Below are 18,040 nucleotides of genomic sequence, written 5' to 3'. Positions count from 1 at the left end.
TCACTTATAATACCTTTGATAAGAAATCAATTGTTCTTGGGTGCTTTGGATTTTCGAAAAATTCCTTCGGGTTATTTTCTTCTAAAATTTTCCCCTGATCAATGAACAGAATACGGTCACCCACTTCTTTAGCAAAACCCATTTCATGCGTAACAACTACCATGGTCATTCCTTCTTTTGCTAGGCCTTTCATTACTGCCAAAACCTCTCCAACCATTTCTGGATCCAAGGCAGATGTCGGTTCATCAAACAACATAACCTCTGGCTTCATTGCCAGTGCTCTTGCGATGGCGATCCGCTGCTGTTGGCCGCCAGACAAGGATGATGGATATGCTTCTATCTTCTCCTCTAGACCTACCTTTTTTAATAACTCTATTGCTAAACTCTTTGCTTCTGGCGCTTTTAACCCCTTAACTTTAATTGGAGCATGGCAGATATTTTGAGAAACATTTTTATGTGGAAAAAGGTTAAACTGCTGGAATACCATTCCCATTTTTTCTCTCACTTTGTCTATATTGACCTTCTTAGCTGTAATATCTTGATCATTTACTAAAATGTTTCCACTTGTTGGTGTTTCCAATAGGTTGAGACATCTTAGGAACGTACTTTTACCAGAACCAGAAGGACCTATTACAACAACTACTTCTCCCTTATTAATTGTTATATCTATTCCTTTTAAAACTTCACTTTTTCCAAAGCTCTTATGTAAATCATTAACGACGATCACTAGTCTTCAACCTCCTTTCAACAGTCCCTAGCAACCTCGACAAAGTAAATGTCAATACTAGGTAGCCAAGAGAAGCTACAAGAATTGGTTCTAAACCTAATGCCGTGTTTCCTCTAACAATAGTCGTTTCATACATTAGCTCAGCTACTCCAATAACCGATACGATTGAAGAATCCTTAATACTTCCAATGAATTGATTACCTAGAGCAGGTAATATATTTTTAAATGCTTGAGGCATAATAATATCAAACATTGCGGTTCTTTGACTCATCCCTAAACTTCTTGCTGCTTCCATTTGACCTTTGCTAACTGCTTCAATACCAGAGCGTATCGTTTCTGAAATATAGGCTGCAGCATTAAGCGATAAAGCGATCGCACCTACTGCTAAGTCTGGTATATCCATTCCGCTAAAAAGTGCAGGTACACCAATATAAATAATGTAAATTTGAGCTAGAAGAGGTGTACCCCTGATGAATTCTACATAAATATCACCAATTACTTTAATGACTTTATATTTAGAACGTCTTAATAAGGTTAATGCAACGCCAAGGATACTCCCTAAAACAACCGCTATCAACGCAAGAATGATTGTTATATAGATTCCTGTTATAAAAAATTGATAATAGGTTCCAAGGAATGAAAAATTCAAACGACTCCCCCCTTTTGAGTATTGTTTTATATGTGATAAACGGTTTTAATTAAAAATTCAGAAAAACGCTTTCATTTGCCTCGTATTTATAAGCTAGTTTAATTTTGTTTTACTTTCGTCATTGCATCAGTTAACCATTTTTCATATTCTGGCTTTGTTCTTTCAATCGTTTTATTAACTGCATCCATTACTTCTTTATCTGAGCCATTAGGCATTGCGATCGCTGCACCTGCTGTATCGTCATCAAAAAGAAGTTCTGTTTTCGCTAAGCTAGGATTACTTTTTACAAGTAGAGTAGCAGTTGGACGGTCCACTAAAACTGCATCAACCTTTTTAGCAGCTAAGTCCATCGCTAATTCAGTTGATTTTCCTAATAGTTTTAAATCAGCTTTAGGAAATTGCTTTTCTACTATTTGTTCTTGTACAGACGACTTAATTGCAGCAATTTTCGCATTTTTTAAACTATCATTAGTTGTATACTTGTCCAATTCGCTTTTACGAACAATCATTACATGTCGATCCTTATAATACACATTTGAGAAGTCAGCATTTTTTTCTCTTTCTTCTGTTGGACTCATTGCCGATATGATCATGTCAATTTTCCCACTCTGTAGAGCAACTAATAAACCATCAAAGTCCATATCTTTAATTTCATATTTAACACCTAAATCTTTAGATACTTGATCTAGTAATTTAATATCAGAACCAATAATTTTATCTTTTCCGCCATCAACAGTATGGAATTCGTATGGAGGTGTAGCTGCCATCATACCAACAACAATTTTTCCTTTTTCTTTTATTCCTTCTAATCCTGATTTTGATGCTGTTTTTTCAGCTGTTCCACAACCTGTTAATGAGATTGCAAGTAAACCAGATAATGCAATCCCACTTACCTTTTTAAATAGTGCTTTTTTCATCTCTTTATTCCCCCTTAGTAGTTTAGTTAAATTTTTTTTACGAACATAAAATACTAATACCATCCAAAACATATAATAACGTTATATAACATTATATTAGTGAATAAGTCCCATAAAGTCAATAATATTTCTGAAAATTTTCAATTAAAAGTTTATTATTTTTATTAAGAGCTTATATAAGAAAAAACTGTTAATCATAACAACAGTGATTTGTTTTATTTCTTTTTCTAATACGTTTTAGTTTCACTACGAAACATGCTATTAATATTGATAAAGTGGTTGTTTTATGTTGAGGAAATAATAGATTAATATAAAAATAACGTACATATTCATTTACAAATATGTACGTTATTACTTATATCTTTAATTAATCAAGTTGTTCTCCATTAGTTTGAATGACATTTTGGTACCAATAAAATGATTTTTTCTTTTTGCGCTCTAACGTTCCACTTCCATCGTCGTTTTTATCTACGTAAATAAAGCCGTAACGTTTAGACATTTCACCAGTAGACGCACTGACTAAGTCAATGCATCCCCATGGAGTGTAACCCATTAGTTCAACACCATCCTCGATTGCTTCACCGATTGCCTGAATATGACTACGTAGGTAATCAATACGGTAATCATCGTTAATCGAACCATCTTCTTCAATTTGATCGTATGCACCAAGACCATTTTCTACGATGAAGAGTGGTTTTTGGTAGTGGTCATATAATTGATTTAATCCAATGCGAAGACCAGTTGGATCGATTTCCCATCCCCAATCACTTTCTTTTAAAAATGGATTTTTAACTCCGCCAACTAAATTACCTTGGCCAATTTCTTCAGGTGTTTTATGTTTTTTCTCTGTACGTGACATGTAGTAGCTTAACGAGATGAAGTCAACTGTACCTTCTTTAATGATTTCTAAATCACCGTCTTGAATGTCTAATTTAATACCATTTTCTTTCCAGTAGCGTTTTGCAAATGCTGGATATGCTCCCCTAACTTGTACATCGCCACAGTAATTATTCCACAAACGAGACTCTTGTAGTGCATACATTACATTTTCAGGATTTGAATCGTAATTGTAAGTTGGAACATACACAAGCATACAACCAATTTGGCTACCTGGGATAATCTTATGTCCTGCTTTTACAGCTAATGCACTTGCTACAAATTGGTGATGAAGCCCTTGGAAGCTATCTTGCAATTGTGTTTCTTTACTTTCAGGTGAAAAACCAAGACCTAATAGTGGTAAATGCGTTGCACCATTAATTTCGTTAAAAGTTAACCAGTATTTTACTTTGTTTTTATAGTATTCGAATAATGTTGTTGCATATCGATCAAAGAATTCGATTACTTTTCGGTTACGCCAACCACCATATTCTGTAATTAAGTGTAATGGAATTTCATAGTGAGAAATTGTTACAACCGGTTCAATATTATATTTTTTTAGTTCATCAAACACAAGGTCATAGAAAGCTAAACCTTCTTCGTTTGGCTCTAATTCGTCACCTTTTGGAAAGATACGGCTCCATGCAATACTCATACGATATGTTTTAAATCCCATTTCTGCAAAAAGTGCAATATCTTCTTTATAACGGTGATAGAAGTCAATTCCATCATGATTTGGATAGACATATTTTTCTTTATTTATTTTAAAATCAAACCCTGGTTCCTGAATGACTTTTAGTCTTACTTTTCCTCCAGGCATAACATCTGCTAAATTTAACCCTTTTCCACCTTCTTGATAAGCACCTTCTAATTGATTGGCAGCAGTTGCTCCTCCCCATAAAAATCCTTTAGGAAATGAATAGTTAATTTTTGTCATAATGTTCTCCTCCATATTTTTTATTTAAATATTCTGACTGCAAACTTTAAATTCAACAGTCAGAACCGTTTTCTAAATTAACCACAAATCGTTAAAAGTGTTTCATTTTCTTTAACGTTTTCTTTATTTACTGCATTTATTTCTAGATAATTAGTACTATTTGTAATTACGATAGGAGTTGTAACTTCATATCCTGCTTCTTTTATTTTTACTAAATCAAATTCAACTAGTAAGTCTCCAGCTTTCACTTCATCCCCTTGGCTAATGTGTGCTGTAAAAAATTTCCCATCTAATTTAACTGTGTCCATTCCAACGTGAATTAGAATTTCAATTCCATTTTCAGATGTAATGCCAATCGCGTGCTTCGTTCTAAATAAAGTTGTAACAACTCCATTTACAGGAGAAACGACTTTTCCTTCTTGAGGTTCGATGGCAATACCTTTCCCTAAAGCTTCACTTGAAAATGTAGCATCCTTAACATCCGTTAAAGGTACAACTTTTCCATTTAAAGGACTTACTACTTCTTGGATACGGTTTTGATCAACGTTTTTTACTTCATTTACAATTTTTTCTTCTTTTTTGTCTTCTTTTACTTCTACATCCTCGAAGCCAATAAAGTACGCTGCAATTGTACCTGCGATAAACGCAATTGGTAAACCGATTAACGCATAAACAAATGTTTCACCAATAAAGAAAGGAATTCCTGGAAGACCAGCGTTACTTGGAATAACGTATAATTTAACGGCCATCAATGCATAGTAAGCTCCACCGATTGCTCCACCGACTAATGCCCCAATGAATGGCTTTTTAAGTCTCATATTTACACCGTACATGGCTGGTTCTGTTACACCCATTAAAGCTGTCATACTAACTGAAAGTGCTAATGATTTAAATGATTTATTTTTTGATTTTAAGAATACTGCAAAAGCCGCTCCAGCTTGCCCCATATTAGCCATAAACATAGCTGGAAGGATTGTATCGTATCCTTTTGTACTTAAGTTTCCAACTACAATCGGAAGAAACGCATAGTGCATTCCAGTCATAACGATTAAAGAGAATGTACCTCCAAGCAGAAGACCTGCAAAAATGCCAGTATGAGCATATAAGAAAGTAACACCTTTTGAAAGACCGCTACCAATGATTACACCTAGTGGACCAACAGCAATTAGAGTGATTGGAACCATTACCAATAAAGTAACAGTTGGTACAATAATCAGTTTAACCATGCTCGGAGTTACGCGATCAGTCCATTTTTCTACATAAGATGCAATCCAAATTGCTAATAAAATCGGAATAACGGAAGATGCATATGTTACAGCCGTTACAGGTAGACCGATAAAGTGTACTGGTTTGCCACTATTTAATAACGCTGTAATGGATGGATGCATAATGGCACCAGCGACGGCAACTGCAACAAATTGATTGGACCCAAACTTTTTGGCTGCACTAAAAGCAACTAAGAACGGTATGAAGTAGAATGCACCGTCTCCTATAGCATTCATAATGATATAAGCTTGGCTTTTGTCTGAAATCCAGTGGAATGTCAAAAGAATAGCAAGAATTGCTTTGATCATACCTGCTCCAGTGATTGCAGGTAATATTGGTGCGAATGTTCCAGATATTACATCAAAAATGCTTCCTATTCCTTTTCCTTTAGTCTTTTTATTGCCTTCTGAACTACCAGAATTAATATTGGCAAGTTTATTAATTTCATCAAATACTTTTACAACATCATTTCCTATGATTACTTGAAACTGAGTACCACTTCTGTTTACTCCCATGACACCTTCAATCGCTTCGATTTTAGCTTTGTTTTTATCTGCAATGCTATCATCGTTCAAATTAAAGCGAAGCCTAGTTATACAATGAATCAAATTGGTTATATTTCTTTCCCCACCGACTAAATCTATAATCTCACTTGCAGTTTTCTTATAATCCATAAATACCCCTCCTCAAATTATGGAAAATTCCAAAAATATTATAGTTTTTTTGAATTATTATTTTAGAAAAATAAAAAACCTAAACTACAGATGCATGTAAAAATAACAATACACACTTGTAATTTAGGTTTTGCCTGCATGACCAGTAACAATCCTGATTTTTGTTATTTAGTTTTTAATCAAATACAACGATATGTAAACTGGCCCGGCCTCAAGTCACTTTGTCCGGATCAAACGTGTCCTTATAAAACAAAAAACCTAAACTGCACGCCTCGAAAAACATAAGAGACGACAATTTAGGTTTTGCCTGCACGACCAGTAACAATCCTATAAAATCGGATGTATTTAATTGATAACTTGATATTATCACTGTAAATCAACATTGTCAACGCTTTCATCAAAAAATTAATTTCTATTTACAACGCGGGCAATATGAATTGTTAGATAAAGTTTTTCTTCAGTGCTTAATTCATACTCATATTTTTTTAGAACAAAATCTTTGATTTTTTCTGTACAAATAGAGGCATCTTTATATTTCTCTTTGATTGTATTAAACAGAAAGTCTTCCTCATTATTTAAATAAGTTTTACTAAAAATCCTTTGAGCAAAAAATTTTAGATGTGTGACAAACCGATAATAGTTTAAAGATTCCTCATCAAATTCGATTTTAAAATGATATTTTACAATAGTTAATATTTCTTGAATGAACTTTGTAATATTTACAATGTTTGTCATTTCCTCATTCAATTCCGCGTTTACTACATGCAAAGCAATAAAACCTGCTTCATCCTCAGGTAAACAAATGCCTGTTTTTTGCTCAATAATATTTAATGCATGTTTACCAACCGAAAATTCTTCCTTATACAATCGTTTTACTTCCCAAAGTAAAGGATTCTTAATTTCCAGCCCATTCTTCTGTCTATATAAAGCAAAATGAATATGATCTGTCAAAGACACATAAATACTTTCACTTAATTTTTTTCCCAATGTCTCTTTTGCAAAGCGGATAATTTCATCTGATAGTTCCATATATTGTAAAGGAATTTCTTCAAGCAGCTTCTTAAAATGCTCCGATAAATCCTTGTTTTCCAACTTGAAAACCTTTTCAATCAGTTGCTCATCAACAGGATCGCCTGGTTTTTTCTTAAAGGCCAACCCTCTTCCCATAACAACCATTTCTTTATTTTTCTCATTCAATACGCTTACGACATTGTTATTAATCACTTTATGGATGATCATCTATCTCACCTCTCTTGCGACTGTTTATTTTCGAAATCATTTATTATTTCTATACTATATCTTCTCTTTTTATCGGTCAATTTAACTACATTTTTACCTATAAATAAAAATAACCTAAATAATCAATGTTTAACATCAAGACATTGATCATCTAGGTTTTGCCTGCATTGCAGTAACAATCCTTTTACTTATAAGATACAGATAATTATAAAAAATATTATATTTATAAACAAGAAATTTTTATTTTTTGATTCTCAGAGAGTATAAAATTGCTATCTACTTACAAATACCAGGGTATTTGTTACTATCTTGATCTGCTAGTTTATTCCAAATAGCAATGGCAGAGTACTTTCGAAACTACTGTTGCATATGTGCTATAAAGTCATGCTGATAAAATAAAAAAGAGATGTCAATTCAATTGCGAATTACATCTCCAAACTATTAAAGTCCCTACAATTAAAAGCTTTTTTATCTAGTAAAATATATCTATCAGGCTCAATTCTCCAAATCACACTCATTAAGCTGAACAATTTTTGTTCTTTTTATGAGTTTATATCCGATCCACAAAACAAGGAATAATGGCAAACCTATATATGAAACAAGTACACCATTCCAGTCAATTGTGTTTCCCATAAATGCTGAATAGTTTTGTCCAAGAATAACGACTCCACATAGTACAAATGCAAATATTGGTCCGAATGGGAACCATTTCGCTTTATACGGTAGGTCATTTAAATCCTTCCCTTGTGCTAAGTAAGCTTTACGGAATCTATAATGACAAATCGCTATGCCGAGCCAGGCAATAAAACCAGACATACCTGAAGCATTAAGTAACCAAATGTAAACTACTCCGTCACCATATAAAGATGCTAAAAAAGCTAATGTACCAACTGCCGCTGTAATCAGTAGTGCATTAACAGGTACACCCCTTTTATTTAGCCTACCTAATGCTTTTGGAGCTTTCCCTTGACGAGCCATGTCCCACAGCATTCGAGCTGAAGCATACATTCCTGAATTTCCAGCTGATAAAACCGCTGTTAAGATAACTGCATTCATGACAGACGCTGCAAATGCAATACCAGCTTTATCAAAAACTAGCGTAAATGGACTAACAGCTACGTCACCACTTGCTAGATTATGATTTGTGTATGGTATTAGTAGACCTATTACAAATATAGATAAAACGTAAAACAATAAAATACGCCAAAATATTTGGCGGGCCGCACGAGGAATATTTCTCTCGGGCTCCTCACTCTCTCCTGCTGCTACGCCTAATAACTCTGTACCTTGGAAAGAGAAGCCAGCTGCCATAAAAATTCCGAGCGTTGCCATAAATCCACCATGAAATGGAGCATCACCAACTGTAAAATTTTTAAACCCAACTGCTTCTCCACCAATAATGCCAAAAATCATTAAAAATCCCGAAATTAAAAAAATGATTACTGTAACAACTTTTATAATAGAAAACCAGTATTCTGATTCCCCAAAACCTTTAACAGACAGATAGTTTAACAGAAAGATAATAGCTAAAAATAATGAACTCCATAAAAGTGAGGATGTATGTGGTAACCAGAATTTCATAACCATTGTAACTGCAGCTAATTCAGCTGCTATAGTAATTGCCCAGTTATACCAGTAATTCCAACCAAGTGCAAAACCAAGTGCAGGATCAACGAATTTTGTTGCATATGTACTAAAAGATCCGGCAACTGGCATATATGTAGCCATCTCAGCAAGGCTTGTCATTAAAAAGTACACCATTATTCCAATCGCTATGTACGCCGCAAGAACACCACCTGGTCCTGCATTATGGATTGCACCTCCACTTGCCAAAAATAGACCTGTTCCAATTGTTCCTCCTAGTGAAATCATTGTAATATGGCGTGGTTTTAATCCACGCTTTAACTCTTGAGGCATAGAAGGAATATGATTCTCAGAATCAATGACTGTAATTGTGTTTACCGTATTTTTCATTAAAATACTCCTTTTCAGTCGTTTTTTGGATTCGATAATTTTCTGCTTTTTTTCAAACATCCATCGGTTGTTTAGGAAAAGTTTGAACATTAGAGAAAATGAGAAGCGAATGGTCGCTTCTCATTTCTTATTTGGAAAAGTCAAAATAATTCCTCTTTAGTAATCTTTCTTGCTCGATCAACCCATTATATGAAGTTGATTTACCAAGCAGCTTAGTATCGATTAAGTATAATTGCTCCTCAATCGCACTAACAGTATCATCTGTTTGATATGTTATTTTACAATTTAAGCAAATGATACATGGTGTTTCTTTAATCTCAATTGCCTTAGTACCATCAGGAAGTTCCCAGTAGACCGTATTTGTTGATTCAACTATGTTAGCTGATTCACACCACTGACATTTCATCATTCAGCGTCTCCTTGTGCACTTCCTACTAGCTTTTCACTAACTTGGATTTTTGTTAGCTGTGCTTGGAATTTCTTTTCTTTTAATTCGTCGCGTTTATCGCGCTTATCTTTCAAAGAAGCATGCTCTGGGTTTGTTGCATATGTTTTACGAACTTCCATACGTTGTAAACCTTCTGGTACAAGATTGAATTTTGTTTCATTCATTAATCCTGCGATTCCTGCATTGGAACGTTTTTCATCCATATTAGGATAAATTTCTTTAAAGTATGCTTCTGCTCTACCTGGTACGTAATTTTGTGGTTCTGGATAAGTAGTAATTACACCTTCAAAATTACGAAGAACAACTTTATCAGCACTTTGAGAAATTAAGTAATTTGGTTGAAGAGAAATTTTTCCTCCACCACCCGGCGCATCTACTACAAATGTTGGTACTGCATATCCAGAAGTATGGCCGCGTAATCCTTCCATAATTTCTAAACCTTTTGAAACAGGCGCACGGAAGTGTCCAATTCCTTCTGATAAATCACATTGATAAATGTAATACGGACGAACACGGATTTTAACTAAATCATGCATTAGCTTTTTCATAATTGGTACACTGTCGTTAATTCCAGCCAAGATTACGGCTTGGTTTCCTAAAGGTACACCAGCATTTGCAAGCATTTCGCAAGCTCGTTTCGATTCCTCTGTAATTTCGATTGAAGTATTAAAGTGAGTATTTAACCAAACTGGATGATATTTTTTTAAGATATTACAAAGATTTTCAGTAATACGTTGCGGGAATACTACAGGTGCCCTTGTACCAATACGGATAATTTCCACATGTGGAATTTCACGTAAATTTTTTAAAATATACTCTAAAATATTATCGTTAATTAAAAGACCGTCCCCACCTGAAATAAGTACATCTCGTACTTGAGGATTGTTGCTAATGTAATTAATAGCAGCATCAAGTTGTTTCTTTGGCACTCCCATTCCAATTTGTCCTGAGAAGCGACGTCTAGTACAGTAACGACAGTACATTGAGCATTGATTTGTTACTAAAAATAGGACACGATCTGGATAACGATGTGTTAAACCTGGTACAGGAGAATCTTCATCCTCATGAAGAGGGTCCTCTAAATCATACTTAGTTTTATGAATCTCCGCAGAGATTGGAACTGATTGCATACGAACTGGACAACGTGGGTCATCCGGATTCATTAACGATGCATAATATGGGGTAATATTTAGTGGAATTGTTTTTGTCGCAATTCGTACCCCATCTTCTTCGTCTGGCGTGAGGTTAATTACTTGCTTTAACTCATCCAATGATTTGATGGTATTTGTAAGTTGCCAAACCCAATCATTCCATTGTTCATCTGTTACATCTTTCCATAATTCAACTTCTTTCCAATGTCTTTTTGGAGCATAGACTGCATTTACCATACTTACATCCCCTTTCAAACTGTTTGTTTTAATATATAGCAAGAGCCGTGCCAAAAATTTACAATTATTTAATAAAATCGCCACAAATATAGAAAATTCAAACTATTCAGCCTGTTTTTTTATTTTTTAAAGCTAAAATCTTAAGATGGTTTCTTCCCAAGAGGAATTAAAAATAATAAAACCGCCTAAAATTAGGCGGCTTGGCTATTGAATGAAGTGCTAAAACTAGTTTTTTTAGAAGATTAAAATGTAGTTTATACTACGATATTTAACTTTTGAATCTTATATTGAAGAGTTTGCCTAGGTATTTCAAGTAGTACTGAGGCTTGTTGAATATTGGAATTTGTTTGTAGCAATGCTTGTTTTATAAGTGAAATTTCCATTTCTTGCATTGCAGAACGTAAAGGCTGAACTCCTTTTGTCTCAGTACTTTTCTTAATCTGCTGTAGTTGAATTGGTAGATGTTTAACCGTAAGAGTATGCCCTTCTGCCATAATCATCGCATGCTCAATCGTATGCTTTAGTTCTCGGACATTACCAGGCCAATTGTATTGGTGAAATAGCTCAAATACGGTATGTTCTACATTTCGAATATTCTTTGAGAAGCGTTCATTAAATTGCTCAACAAAATGAGATGTGAGCAACTCTATATCATAATTCCTTTCTCTTAACGGAGGTATGAACAAAGAAAACACATTCAAACGATAATATAAATCCGGTCTCATAATACCGTTCTGAACGCAATCTAAAGGTGATTCATTAATTGCAGCGATTACCCTTACATTAACTTTTCGAGTCTTTTGATCACCTATTCGGCGAACAACTCCATCCTCTAGTACTCTTAGTAGCTTGGCTTGGAGCTCTAAAGGCATCGAATTTAATTCATCTAAAAACAAGCTTCCACCGTCTGCAAGTTCAAATAAACCTGCTCGATCGATAGCTCCAGTATAACTACCTTTTGTCGTACCAAATAATATACTTTCCAGTAATGATTCTGGTAAAGCAGCACAGTTTTGAGCAATAAAAGGGCCTTCACTTCTATTTGATATATGGTGAATTGACTGTACAAAAAGCTCTTTTCCAGTTCCAGTTTCACCAACAACCAGTACTGCAGAGTCTGCATTTGCTACCTTTTCAACTTGACTCTTAACAGCCATTAAAGCAGGGTCATCCGTTAATATGTCTGAAATCGTATATGAATGAACTTGTTTAGCTTTTCCTTTTTTAACTGGCGGTTTAATCCTCGCTTGTAAGTCTAAAACCTTCTCACCAAGTGATTTAATAGTAGAATAATCCTTTGCAATTTCAACAGCACCGATCAGTTGATCATCCAAAATGATTGGAATTGTCGTGTTAACTGTATCAATGAATTGGCCTTTAATATTTTCATAGCGTTGAGGCTGTTGAATAATCGGTTGCCTTGTTTCTAGTACTTTCAGTAAAGTACTTGTTTCTTTCGTTAAAGAAGGGAAAGCTTCTAGTACATGCTTTCCTAGAACCTCTTCAACTGATACACCATCATGGTCAGCCGCAACTTGATTATAAAATATCGTCATTCCATTTTTGTCGACTGCGTGAATTGATTCATCGATACTGTTTAAGATGGCACTAATCATTTGATTAGTTGGAATTGTTGCGTTCATTTCATAATCATCCTTTCACTGCCGGAAATCTGGCAATTTCACGCTCATTTTTCGGCAGTTTGACATTAAAAGACTACTTTTGAAAGATCCTTCACCCATACGTTCATATCTTCTAATTTATCAAAAATATAGCAGTTGTTTGTCATTCTTCCAGTATACTTATATCCTAATTGATGAAAGGCTGCATTCATTCCATATGATAATGCCCGTGCGATCGTATAAGAGCAATAAACTGATTGGCTTACTAAATCCTGTTCCAACTTCTTCATTAACTCCTTCATCAATCCATGCTTACGATGCTCTTCAAGTGTTGCACAATTTGTAAGCTCGGCATTTCTTTGTCCGAAGTCAACTTCAGCAGATGCTGCGCTTACAATATTTCCATCTTTCTCATAAACCCAATAAATAGTCCCTTCATCCATCGTCTTTTCTACATAAGTGGATTCATTTAAAGGTGTAGGATATACCTTAAAAACTTGACCATATAATTTAGCAAGTTTTTTTGAGTCATTTTTTTCAGCTCTTCGTATAACATAATCGTCAGGAATTACTTTCTCTTTTGAACGATCACTCTTTAAAACAGCATCTAAAATGTCATCTCCAGCAGCCCAATAAAGACTATTTCTTCTATCCTGGCTAGCATATTTCGTAACAAAGAAACCATCACTACCTTGAAAATAGCCTTTCAGTGCAGATTCAATCATGTATCCTGATTGTAAAAAGGAATATAAATGTTCACTTCTTACTTTAATAATTAACTTAGTAAATTTGTTTTCTTTTGCTAGTTTTTCTATTCTCTCGATTAGTAGCGATACGTTCCCTAAGTAGAAATCAACTCGAATTCGCTCATTAAAGTAATCCAAAGCACCTTCGAAATAGTAGTTTTCCTGTTGAATCTTAATTGTTTCATAATACTTTTTCGTTTTCATATGCTCCCTCACCTTCATGTTGTTGGCCTTCAACTCCACACCAGTCAATTAATGTACAAGCAATGATTTCTGCTGCTAAAAACATTTGATCTAAATCAATAAATTCATCTGGGTAGTGCGCTACTTTTGTCTCACCTGGTCCAAAGACAATCATCGGTATATTTAAAATTTGTGTAAATAATCCTCCATCAGTTCCCCATGGCGCAGCTTCAACTACTGGGTTTTGTTTCATTGTTTCTAGGTAGTTTCGTTGCAAAGTTTGCACTAATTCACTATCAGCTTCAACAGTACCAGGAACCCATCTTGCTCCAAACCATTCTACTTCTACAGGATTTTCTACGAACCAATCATCAAGATCTTTCATATTACTAATCCAATTCTCAAATTCTTTTTTCGCATCTTCTAATCTTTCATTTGGTGCTACTCCAAATCTACCTTCTAAAGTAACTAGATCAGATACAGAAGATGGCCATGTTCCCCCATGAATTGTTCCTATATTAATTGGTATTGGAATCGGTACTCCATCATATAATGGATCAGCTATTCGCTCATTTCGTAATTGCTCAAGTTTTTGGATTTGTTGAATGATGAGTACGCTTTTTTCGATAGCGCTTACACCTTCGTAACGAGTACCTCCATGTGCTACCTTACCTTTTACATTGAGACGGAACCACATTGATCCTTGTTGCTTAATGAAAAACTTCATATTTGTTGGTTCAGGGATAATAACACCATCAGCTGAATATCCTCGCAATATTGTAGCAAGTGTACCAGCTCCACCACTTTCTTCCTCAATTACACTTTGAAAATAGACATTACCTTTTAGCGTAATTCCACTTCTTTTTATTGCTTCAATTGCTAAAATTAGCGCAACATTTCCACCTTTCATGTCAGTTGCCCCGCGCCCATAAAGCTTGTTATCCACTACGGTTGCACTGTAAGGTGGGTAAGTCCATTGCTGAATATTACCTTCTGGAACAACATCTATATGTCCATTTAAAATCATGGACTTTCCTCCGCTCGTTCCTTTAAGCGTAGCGACAATATTAGGACTACCAGTAAAACTATCTCTTGTAGAAATAAAATAAGGATGCTCTTTCATTTCTTTTAGATCTGGTTCCCATACGTCTAAATCCAATTCAAGCTCTCTCAATTTTTCAAGGACAATTGCTTGTGCCTTACTCTCGTTACCAGAGACACTATTTTCCATAACTAGCTGTTTAAGAAGATCAATTGTTTTAGCTTTATGCTCACTTATATAATCTTGAATAACTTTTTTGTAATGACTCATCCTCTTCACCCTTTTCTATATAAACATTTTTAAATCCGTACTGATTTCTAGTTCTGCACCAGTATTTTTGATTACATCCTCTACAGTATATGGACTCATTAGTTCTTTAAGCACTAAAGTGTCATTGACAACTTCAATAACAGCCATTTCCGTTATGATTAAGTCTACACAGGATTTTGAAGTTAATGGCAAACTACATTCTTTCACAATTTTTGGATTCCCAGCTTTATCCGTATGATTCATAACGACTATTACTCTTTTAGCTTTTTGAGCTAAATCCATCGCACCACCTATTCCTGGTACACGCTTTCCAGGTACAATCCAGTTAGCTAAATCTCCTTTTTCACTAACTTGTAATGCTCCTAGAACTGTTAAATCTAGTAAACCTCTTCGTATAATGCCAAAAGCAGTAGCACTATCAAAATAGCTAGCACCTTTTAAGATCGTTATCGGGAAACCACCTGCATTACATAAGTTTTCATCTTCTTTTCCTTTTTCAGGACTCGGTCCAATTCCCATAACGCCATTTTCCGCATGAAACATAACATGTACATCTTCCGGTAAGTAATCAGGAACAATGGATGGAATTCCGATACCTAAATTTACGATCATTCCGTTTTTTATTTCCTTAGCAGCTCGCATTGCAATTTTTTGACGAAAGTCTATTCCCATGCCCATTTCCAGTTCACTCCTTCTGATGAAATTATGTAATCAACAAACACACCCGGAGTTACGATTTCCTCAGGATCCAACGAGCCAAGTGGAACGATTTCTTCCGCTTCTACAATCGTAATATCTCCTGCCATAGCCATATGAGGATTCATATTCCTTGCACTCTTGTCAAAAAACAAATTGCCAAATGGATCAGCTTTCTTCGCAAAAATAATACTAACTTCTGCTTTAAGTGCTTCTTCAACTAGAAATTGTTTACCTTTTACAGATACTTTCTCTTTACTGTTTTCCGCCATACTATCAAGACCTACATCAACTAATACTCCTCCAAGCCCCATTCCTCCAGCTCGGATACGCTCTGCTAAAGTACCTTGCGGAGAAAATTCTACATTAAGCTTACCTTCTGTCATTAACTTTCCTGCAAACGGATTCGATCCTATATGTGATGTCACAATTGACTTGATCCTTTCATTCCTTACCATCCTTCCGATACCAATATCCGGAAATCCAGTATCATTGCAAATCAAGTGAAGATCCTTAACTCCACTTTCAAATAATGCTTGAAGTAAAGTTGGCGGTGAACCTACTCCTCCAAATCCTCCAACCATTAGTGTCATTTCATCATGAAAAAATTGATGGATTTGTTCCAGTGTTGTTATTTTTTTATAAGTATTCTCAACTAAATTCATACAATTTCCCCCTTAGCTGCCAAAGTTAGTTGGGATTGTTCCCTTTCCAATTCTTTTAAACTTTCTGTAAGAATTTGAAGCAATTCATCCAGTTCTTCATAAGTAATCGTTAAAGGTGGTGCAATCATGAAAGCACAATCTTCTTTTCCGTTTTTTCCAGCAACGGAAGGGTATAAAAGTAAACCTTTATTCATTACTTTTTGAATAAAAGAACTCGACTTTATATCATGAATAAATTCAATGCCGATTAATAAACCTTTTCCTCTAACATCTCCTATGAACGGAAATTCCTCTTTTAATCTTTGGAGCTTGTTCATCAGGTAATTACCTTTTTCTTTTGCGGCTTGTACTAAATTATGTTTCTCAACATATTCAATAACAGCTAATGAAACTGCAGCTGATAGTGGGTTGGCACTAAATGTATGTCCACTCATTACAACCTTTGAACCTTGCATAATTGGTTCTATAACTCGATCGCTAGCAATTGTTGCAGCCATCGGTGTATATCCAGATGTTAATCCTTTTCCAAGCGTTACGATATCAGGCTGGACACCCCAATGCTCCATTGCAAACATTTTTCCGGTACGTCCAAGGCCGGTCATAACCTCGTCGGAAATTAGCAAAATATCGTACTTATCACAAATAGCTTTAATTCTTTGGTAATATCCTTTAGGCGGTACGATCGCACCACCTGCAGCACCGATAATTGGTTCAGCAATAAATGCTGCAATATGTTCAGGGCCAATTCGATCAATGGCTGTTTCTAATTCGGATGCACATGCTAAATCACAAGATGGATGTTCTAAGCCGAAAGGACAGCGATAACAATACGGTGGTGAAACTGAAGGGTAATCCTCCAATATTGGTACAAAACGTTGACGTCGTAAAGGGTGACCCGACATGGATAAGGCTCCAATTGTTATGCCATGGTAGCTCATCCAGCGTGATAAGATTTTATTCTTCCCCTTCATTCCCTTTTCTTGGTAATGTTGTATCGCTAGTTTCATAGCAGTTTCTGTTGCTTCAGTACCGCTATTAACAAAGAACGTCCAATTTAAATCACCTTGTGTAATATCACTCAGCTTCTTTGCTAGCTTCTCTGCAGGTTCACTTGTAAACTGTGAACGGTAAACAAATGATACTTGCTTCGCTTGTTCAGTCATCACATCAATGATCTCTTCAACACCGTGACCAATTCCTACTGTAATTGCACCAGATGAACCATCGATGTAGCGATTTCCATCTTTATCGAATAGGTACACACCCTTTCCATGAGAAATCATAGGGTAATGCTGGCCAAGCAATGGTTTAATTAAGTAATCTCGATCCATCTTTTTCCCCACCCTTCTTTATATAAAACGAAAAAAGCCACACTACTAAATATTGGAAATTTAAATAGAGGCTATTTTTTAGTATTCTTGCTTTTTGAGCTACTTCCTTTTTATTTTTTTCACTTGACCTATGTATTCAAAAATTTAATTAACTGCTTTAACTTCTTAACAAAAGATTTGTACAGATAGTTGCCCGCCCCAACCAGTGGCCATTTACATATTTATATAAAGAAAACTCGTCGACTGACGATCCTTTTAGGAGAAGTCAGAGGCGTAGTTACACTTATACCTAATTCCTAAAATTGGCAATAACGTCGAGTACGATTCTCTGCTGCCAATTTACCATATATTAGCGTGAAAAAAATATGTATCACAATCAGTTGGCGGTGA

At 35.2% G+C, this 18,040-nt stretch carries 15 protein-coding genes; all 15 read right to left on the bottom strand.

Annotation, left to right across the window (positions count from 1 at the left end; translation table 11 throughout):
- Positions 1-4: 4 nt before the first annotated feature.
- Positions 5-727, bottom strand: a complete 723-nt coding sequence (locus B6K90_RS12980; RefSeq protein WP_088013197.1) for an amino acid ABC transporter ATP-binding protein — start codon at positions 725-727, stop codon at positions 5-7.
- Complete coding sequence (locus tag B6K90_RS12975) at positions 714-1,376, bottom strand: amino acid ABC transporter permease (protein ID WP_088013196.1); 663 nt, start codon at positions 1,374-1,376, stop codon at positions 714-716. Before B6K90_RS12975 ends, B6K90_RS12980 begins: the two co-directional genes overlap by 14 nt.
- A gap of 98 nt (positions 1,377-1,474) precedes the next feature.
- Positions 1,475-2,293, bottom strand: coding sequence for a transporter substrate-binding domain-containing protein (locus B6K90_RS12970; RefSeq protein WP_088013195.1), 819 nt, complete (start codon positions 2,291-2,293; stop codon positions 1,475-1,477).
- A gap of 367 nt (positions 2,294-2,660) precedes the next feature.
- Complete coding sequence (locus B6K90_RS12965) at positions 2,661-4,106, bottom strand: glycoside hydrolase family 1 protein (protein ID WP_088013194.1); 1,446 nt, start codon at positions 4,104-4,106, stop codon at positions 2,661-2,663.
- A gap of 77 nt (positions 4,107-4,183) precedes the next feature.
- Positions 4,184-6,046, bottom strand: a complete 1,863-nt coding sequence (locus B6K90_RS12960) for a beta-glucoside-specific PTS transporter subunit IIABC (protein WP_088013193.1) — start codon at positions 6,044-6,046, stop codon at positions 4,184-4,186.
- A gap of 405 nt (positions 6,047-6,451) precedes the next feature.
- Positions 6,452-7,285 carry a BglG family transcription antiterminator LicT gene (gene licT, locus B6K90_RS12955; RefSeq protein WP_088013192.1) on the bottom strand — a complete coding sequence of 278 codons (834 nt, stop codon included), beginning with the start codon at positions 7,283-7,285 and terminating at the stop codon, positions 6,452-6,454.
- A gap of 495 nt (positions 7,286-7,780) precedes the next feature.
- A complete protein-coding gene (locus B6K90_RS12950) occupies positions 7,781-9,202 on the bottom strand; it encodes an amino acid permease (RefSeq protein ID WP_139840733.1) in 1,422 nt (473 codons plus the stop codon).
- A 184-nt stretch (positions 9,203-9,386) separates the two neighbouring features.
- Complete coding sequence (locus B6K90_RS12945) at positions 9,387-9,665, bottom strand: YokU family protein (RefSeq protein ID WP_088013390.1); 279 nt, start codon at positions 9,663-9,665, stop codon at positions 9,387-9,389.
- Positions 9,665-11,095, bottom strand: coding sequence for a lysine 2,3-aminomutase (gene kamA / locus B6K90_RS12940; RefSeq protein ID WP_088013190.1), 1,431 nt, complete (start codon positions 11,093-11,095; stop codon positions 9,665-9,667). The genes B6K90_RS12945 and kamA overlap by 1 nt, the downstream gene beginning before the upstream one ends.
- Before the next feature lie 254 nt (positions 11,096-11,349).
- Positions 11,350-12,738: a sigma-54 interaction domain-containing protein gene (locus tag B6K90_RS12935; RefSeq protein ID WP_088013189.1), complete on the bottom strand. Its 1,389-nt coding sequence runs from the start codon at positions 12,736-12,738 to the stop codon at positions 11,350-11,352.
- Positions 12,739-12,803: 65 nt separating this feature from the next.
- Positions 12,804-13,667, bottom strand: a complete 864-nt coding sequence (ablB, locus tag B6K90_RS12930; RefSeq protein WP_088013188.1) for a putative beta-lysine N-acetyltransferase — start codon at positions 13,665-13,667, stop codon at positions 12,804-12,806.
- Positions 13,645-14,958 carry a peptidase gene (locus B6K90_RS12925; protein ID WP_088013187.1) on the bottom strand — a complete coding sequence of 438 codons (1,314 nt, stop codon included), beginning with the start codon at positions 14,956-14,958 and terminating at the stop codon, positions 13,645-13,647. The genes ablB and B6K90_RS12925 overlap by 23 nt, the downstream gene beginning before the upstream one ends.
- A 15-nt stretch (positions 14,959-14,973) precedes the next feature.
- On the bottom strand, positions 14,974-15,636 hold the full coding sequence (locus B6K90_RS12920) for a 3-oxoacid CoA-transferase subunit B (protein WP_088013186.1): 663 nt from the start codon (positions 15,634-15,636) through the stop codon (positions 14,974-14,976).
- On the bottom strand, positions 15,621-16,319 hold the full coding sequence (locus tag B6K90_RS12915) for a 3-oxoacid CoA-transferase subunit A (protein WP_088013185.1): 699 nt from the start codon (positions 16,317-16,319) through the stop codon (positions 15,621-15,623). The genes B6K90_RS12920 and B6K90_RS12915 overlap by 16 nt, the downstream gene beginning before the upstream one ends.
- Positions 16,316-17,650 (bottom strand): aspartate aminotransferase family protein, encoded by a 1,335-nt coding sequence (locus B6K90_RS12910; protein ID WP_088013184.1) that lies wholly within the window; start codon positions 17,648-17,650, stop codon positions 16,316-16,318. The genes B6K90_RS12915 and B6K90_RS12910 overlap by 4 nt, the downstream gene beginning before the upstream one ends.
- Positions 17,651-18,040: the final 390 nt, after the last annotated feature.

The organism is Gottfriedia acidiceleris (assembly GCF_002128425.1).
GTDB lineage: Bacteria > Bacillota > Bacilli > Bacillales > Bacillaceae_G > Gottfriedia > Gottfriedia acidiceleris.
The sequence above is the reverse complement of the archived record's forward strand: the minus strand, read 5'-3'. Positions and strand labels throughout refer to the sequence as shown.

Bases quoted from the DNA above. Each gene is read 5' to 3' on its own strand.
- B6K90_RS12970 (WP_088013195.1), bottom strand. From the start codon at position 2,293: ATGAAAAAAGCACTATTTAAAAAGGTAAGTGGGATTGCATTATCTGGT.
- B6K90_RS12965 (WP_088013194.1), bottom strand. From the start codon at position 4,106: ATGACAAAAATTAACTATTCATTTCCTAAAGGATTTTTATGGGGAGGA.
- B6K90_RS12960 (WP_088013193.1), bottom strand. From the start codon at position 6,046: ATGGATTATAAGAAAACTGCAAGTGAGATTATAGATTTAGTCGGTGGG.
- licT (WP_088013192.1), bottom strand. From the start codon at position 7,285: ATGATCATCCATAAAGTGATTAATAACAATGTCGTAAGCGTATTGAAT.
- B6K90_RS12950 (WP_139840733.1), bottom strand. From the start codon at position 9,202: ATGCCTCAAGAGTTAAAGCGTGGATTAAAACCACGCCATATTACAATG.
- B6K90_RS12945 (WP_088013390.1), bottom strand. From the start codon at position 9,665: ATGAAATGTCAGTGGTGTGAATCAGCTAACATAGTTGAATCAACAAAT.
- kamA (WP_088013190.1), bottom strand. From the start codon at position 11,095: ATGGTAAATGCAGTCTATGCTCCAAAAAGACATTGGAAAGAAGTTGAA.
- B6K90_RS12935 (WP_088013189.1), bottom strand. From the start codon at position 12,738: ATGAACGCAACAATTCCAACTAATCAAATGATTAGTGCCATCTTAAAC.
- ablB (WP_088013188.1), bottom strand. From the start codon at position 13,667: ATGAAAACGAAAAAGTATTATGAAACAATTAAGATTCAACAGGAAAAC.
- B6K90_RS12925 (WP_088013187.1), bottom strand. From the start codon at position 14,958: ATGAGTCATTACAAAAAAGTTATTCAAGATTATATAAGTGAGCATAAA.
- B6K90_RS12920 (WP_088013186.1), bottom strand. From the start codon at position 15,636: ATGGGCATGGGAATAGACTTTCGTCAAAAAATTGCAATGCGAGCTGCT.
- B6K90_RS12915 (WP_088013185.1), bottom strand. From the start codon at position 16,319: ATGAATTTAGTTGAGAATACTTATAAAAAAATAACAACACTGGAACAA.
- B6K90_RS12910 (WP_088013184.1), bottom strand. From the start codon at position 17,650: ATGGATCGAGATTACTTAATTAAACCATTGCTTGGCCAGCATTACCCT.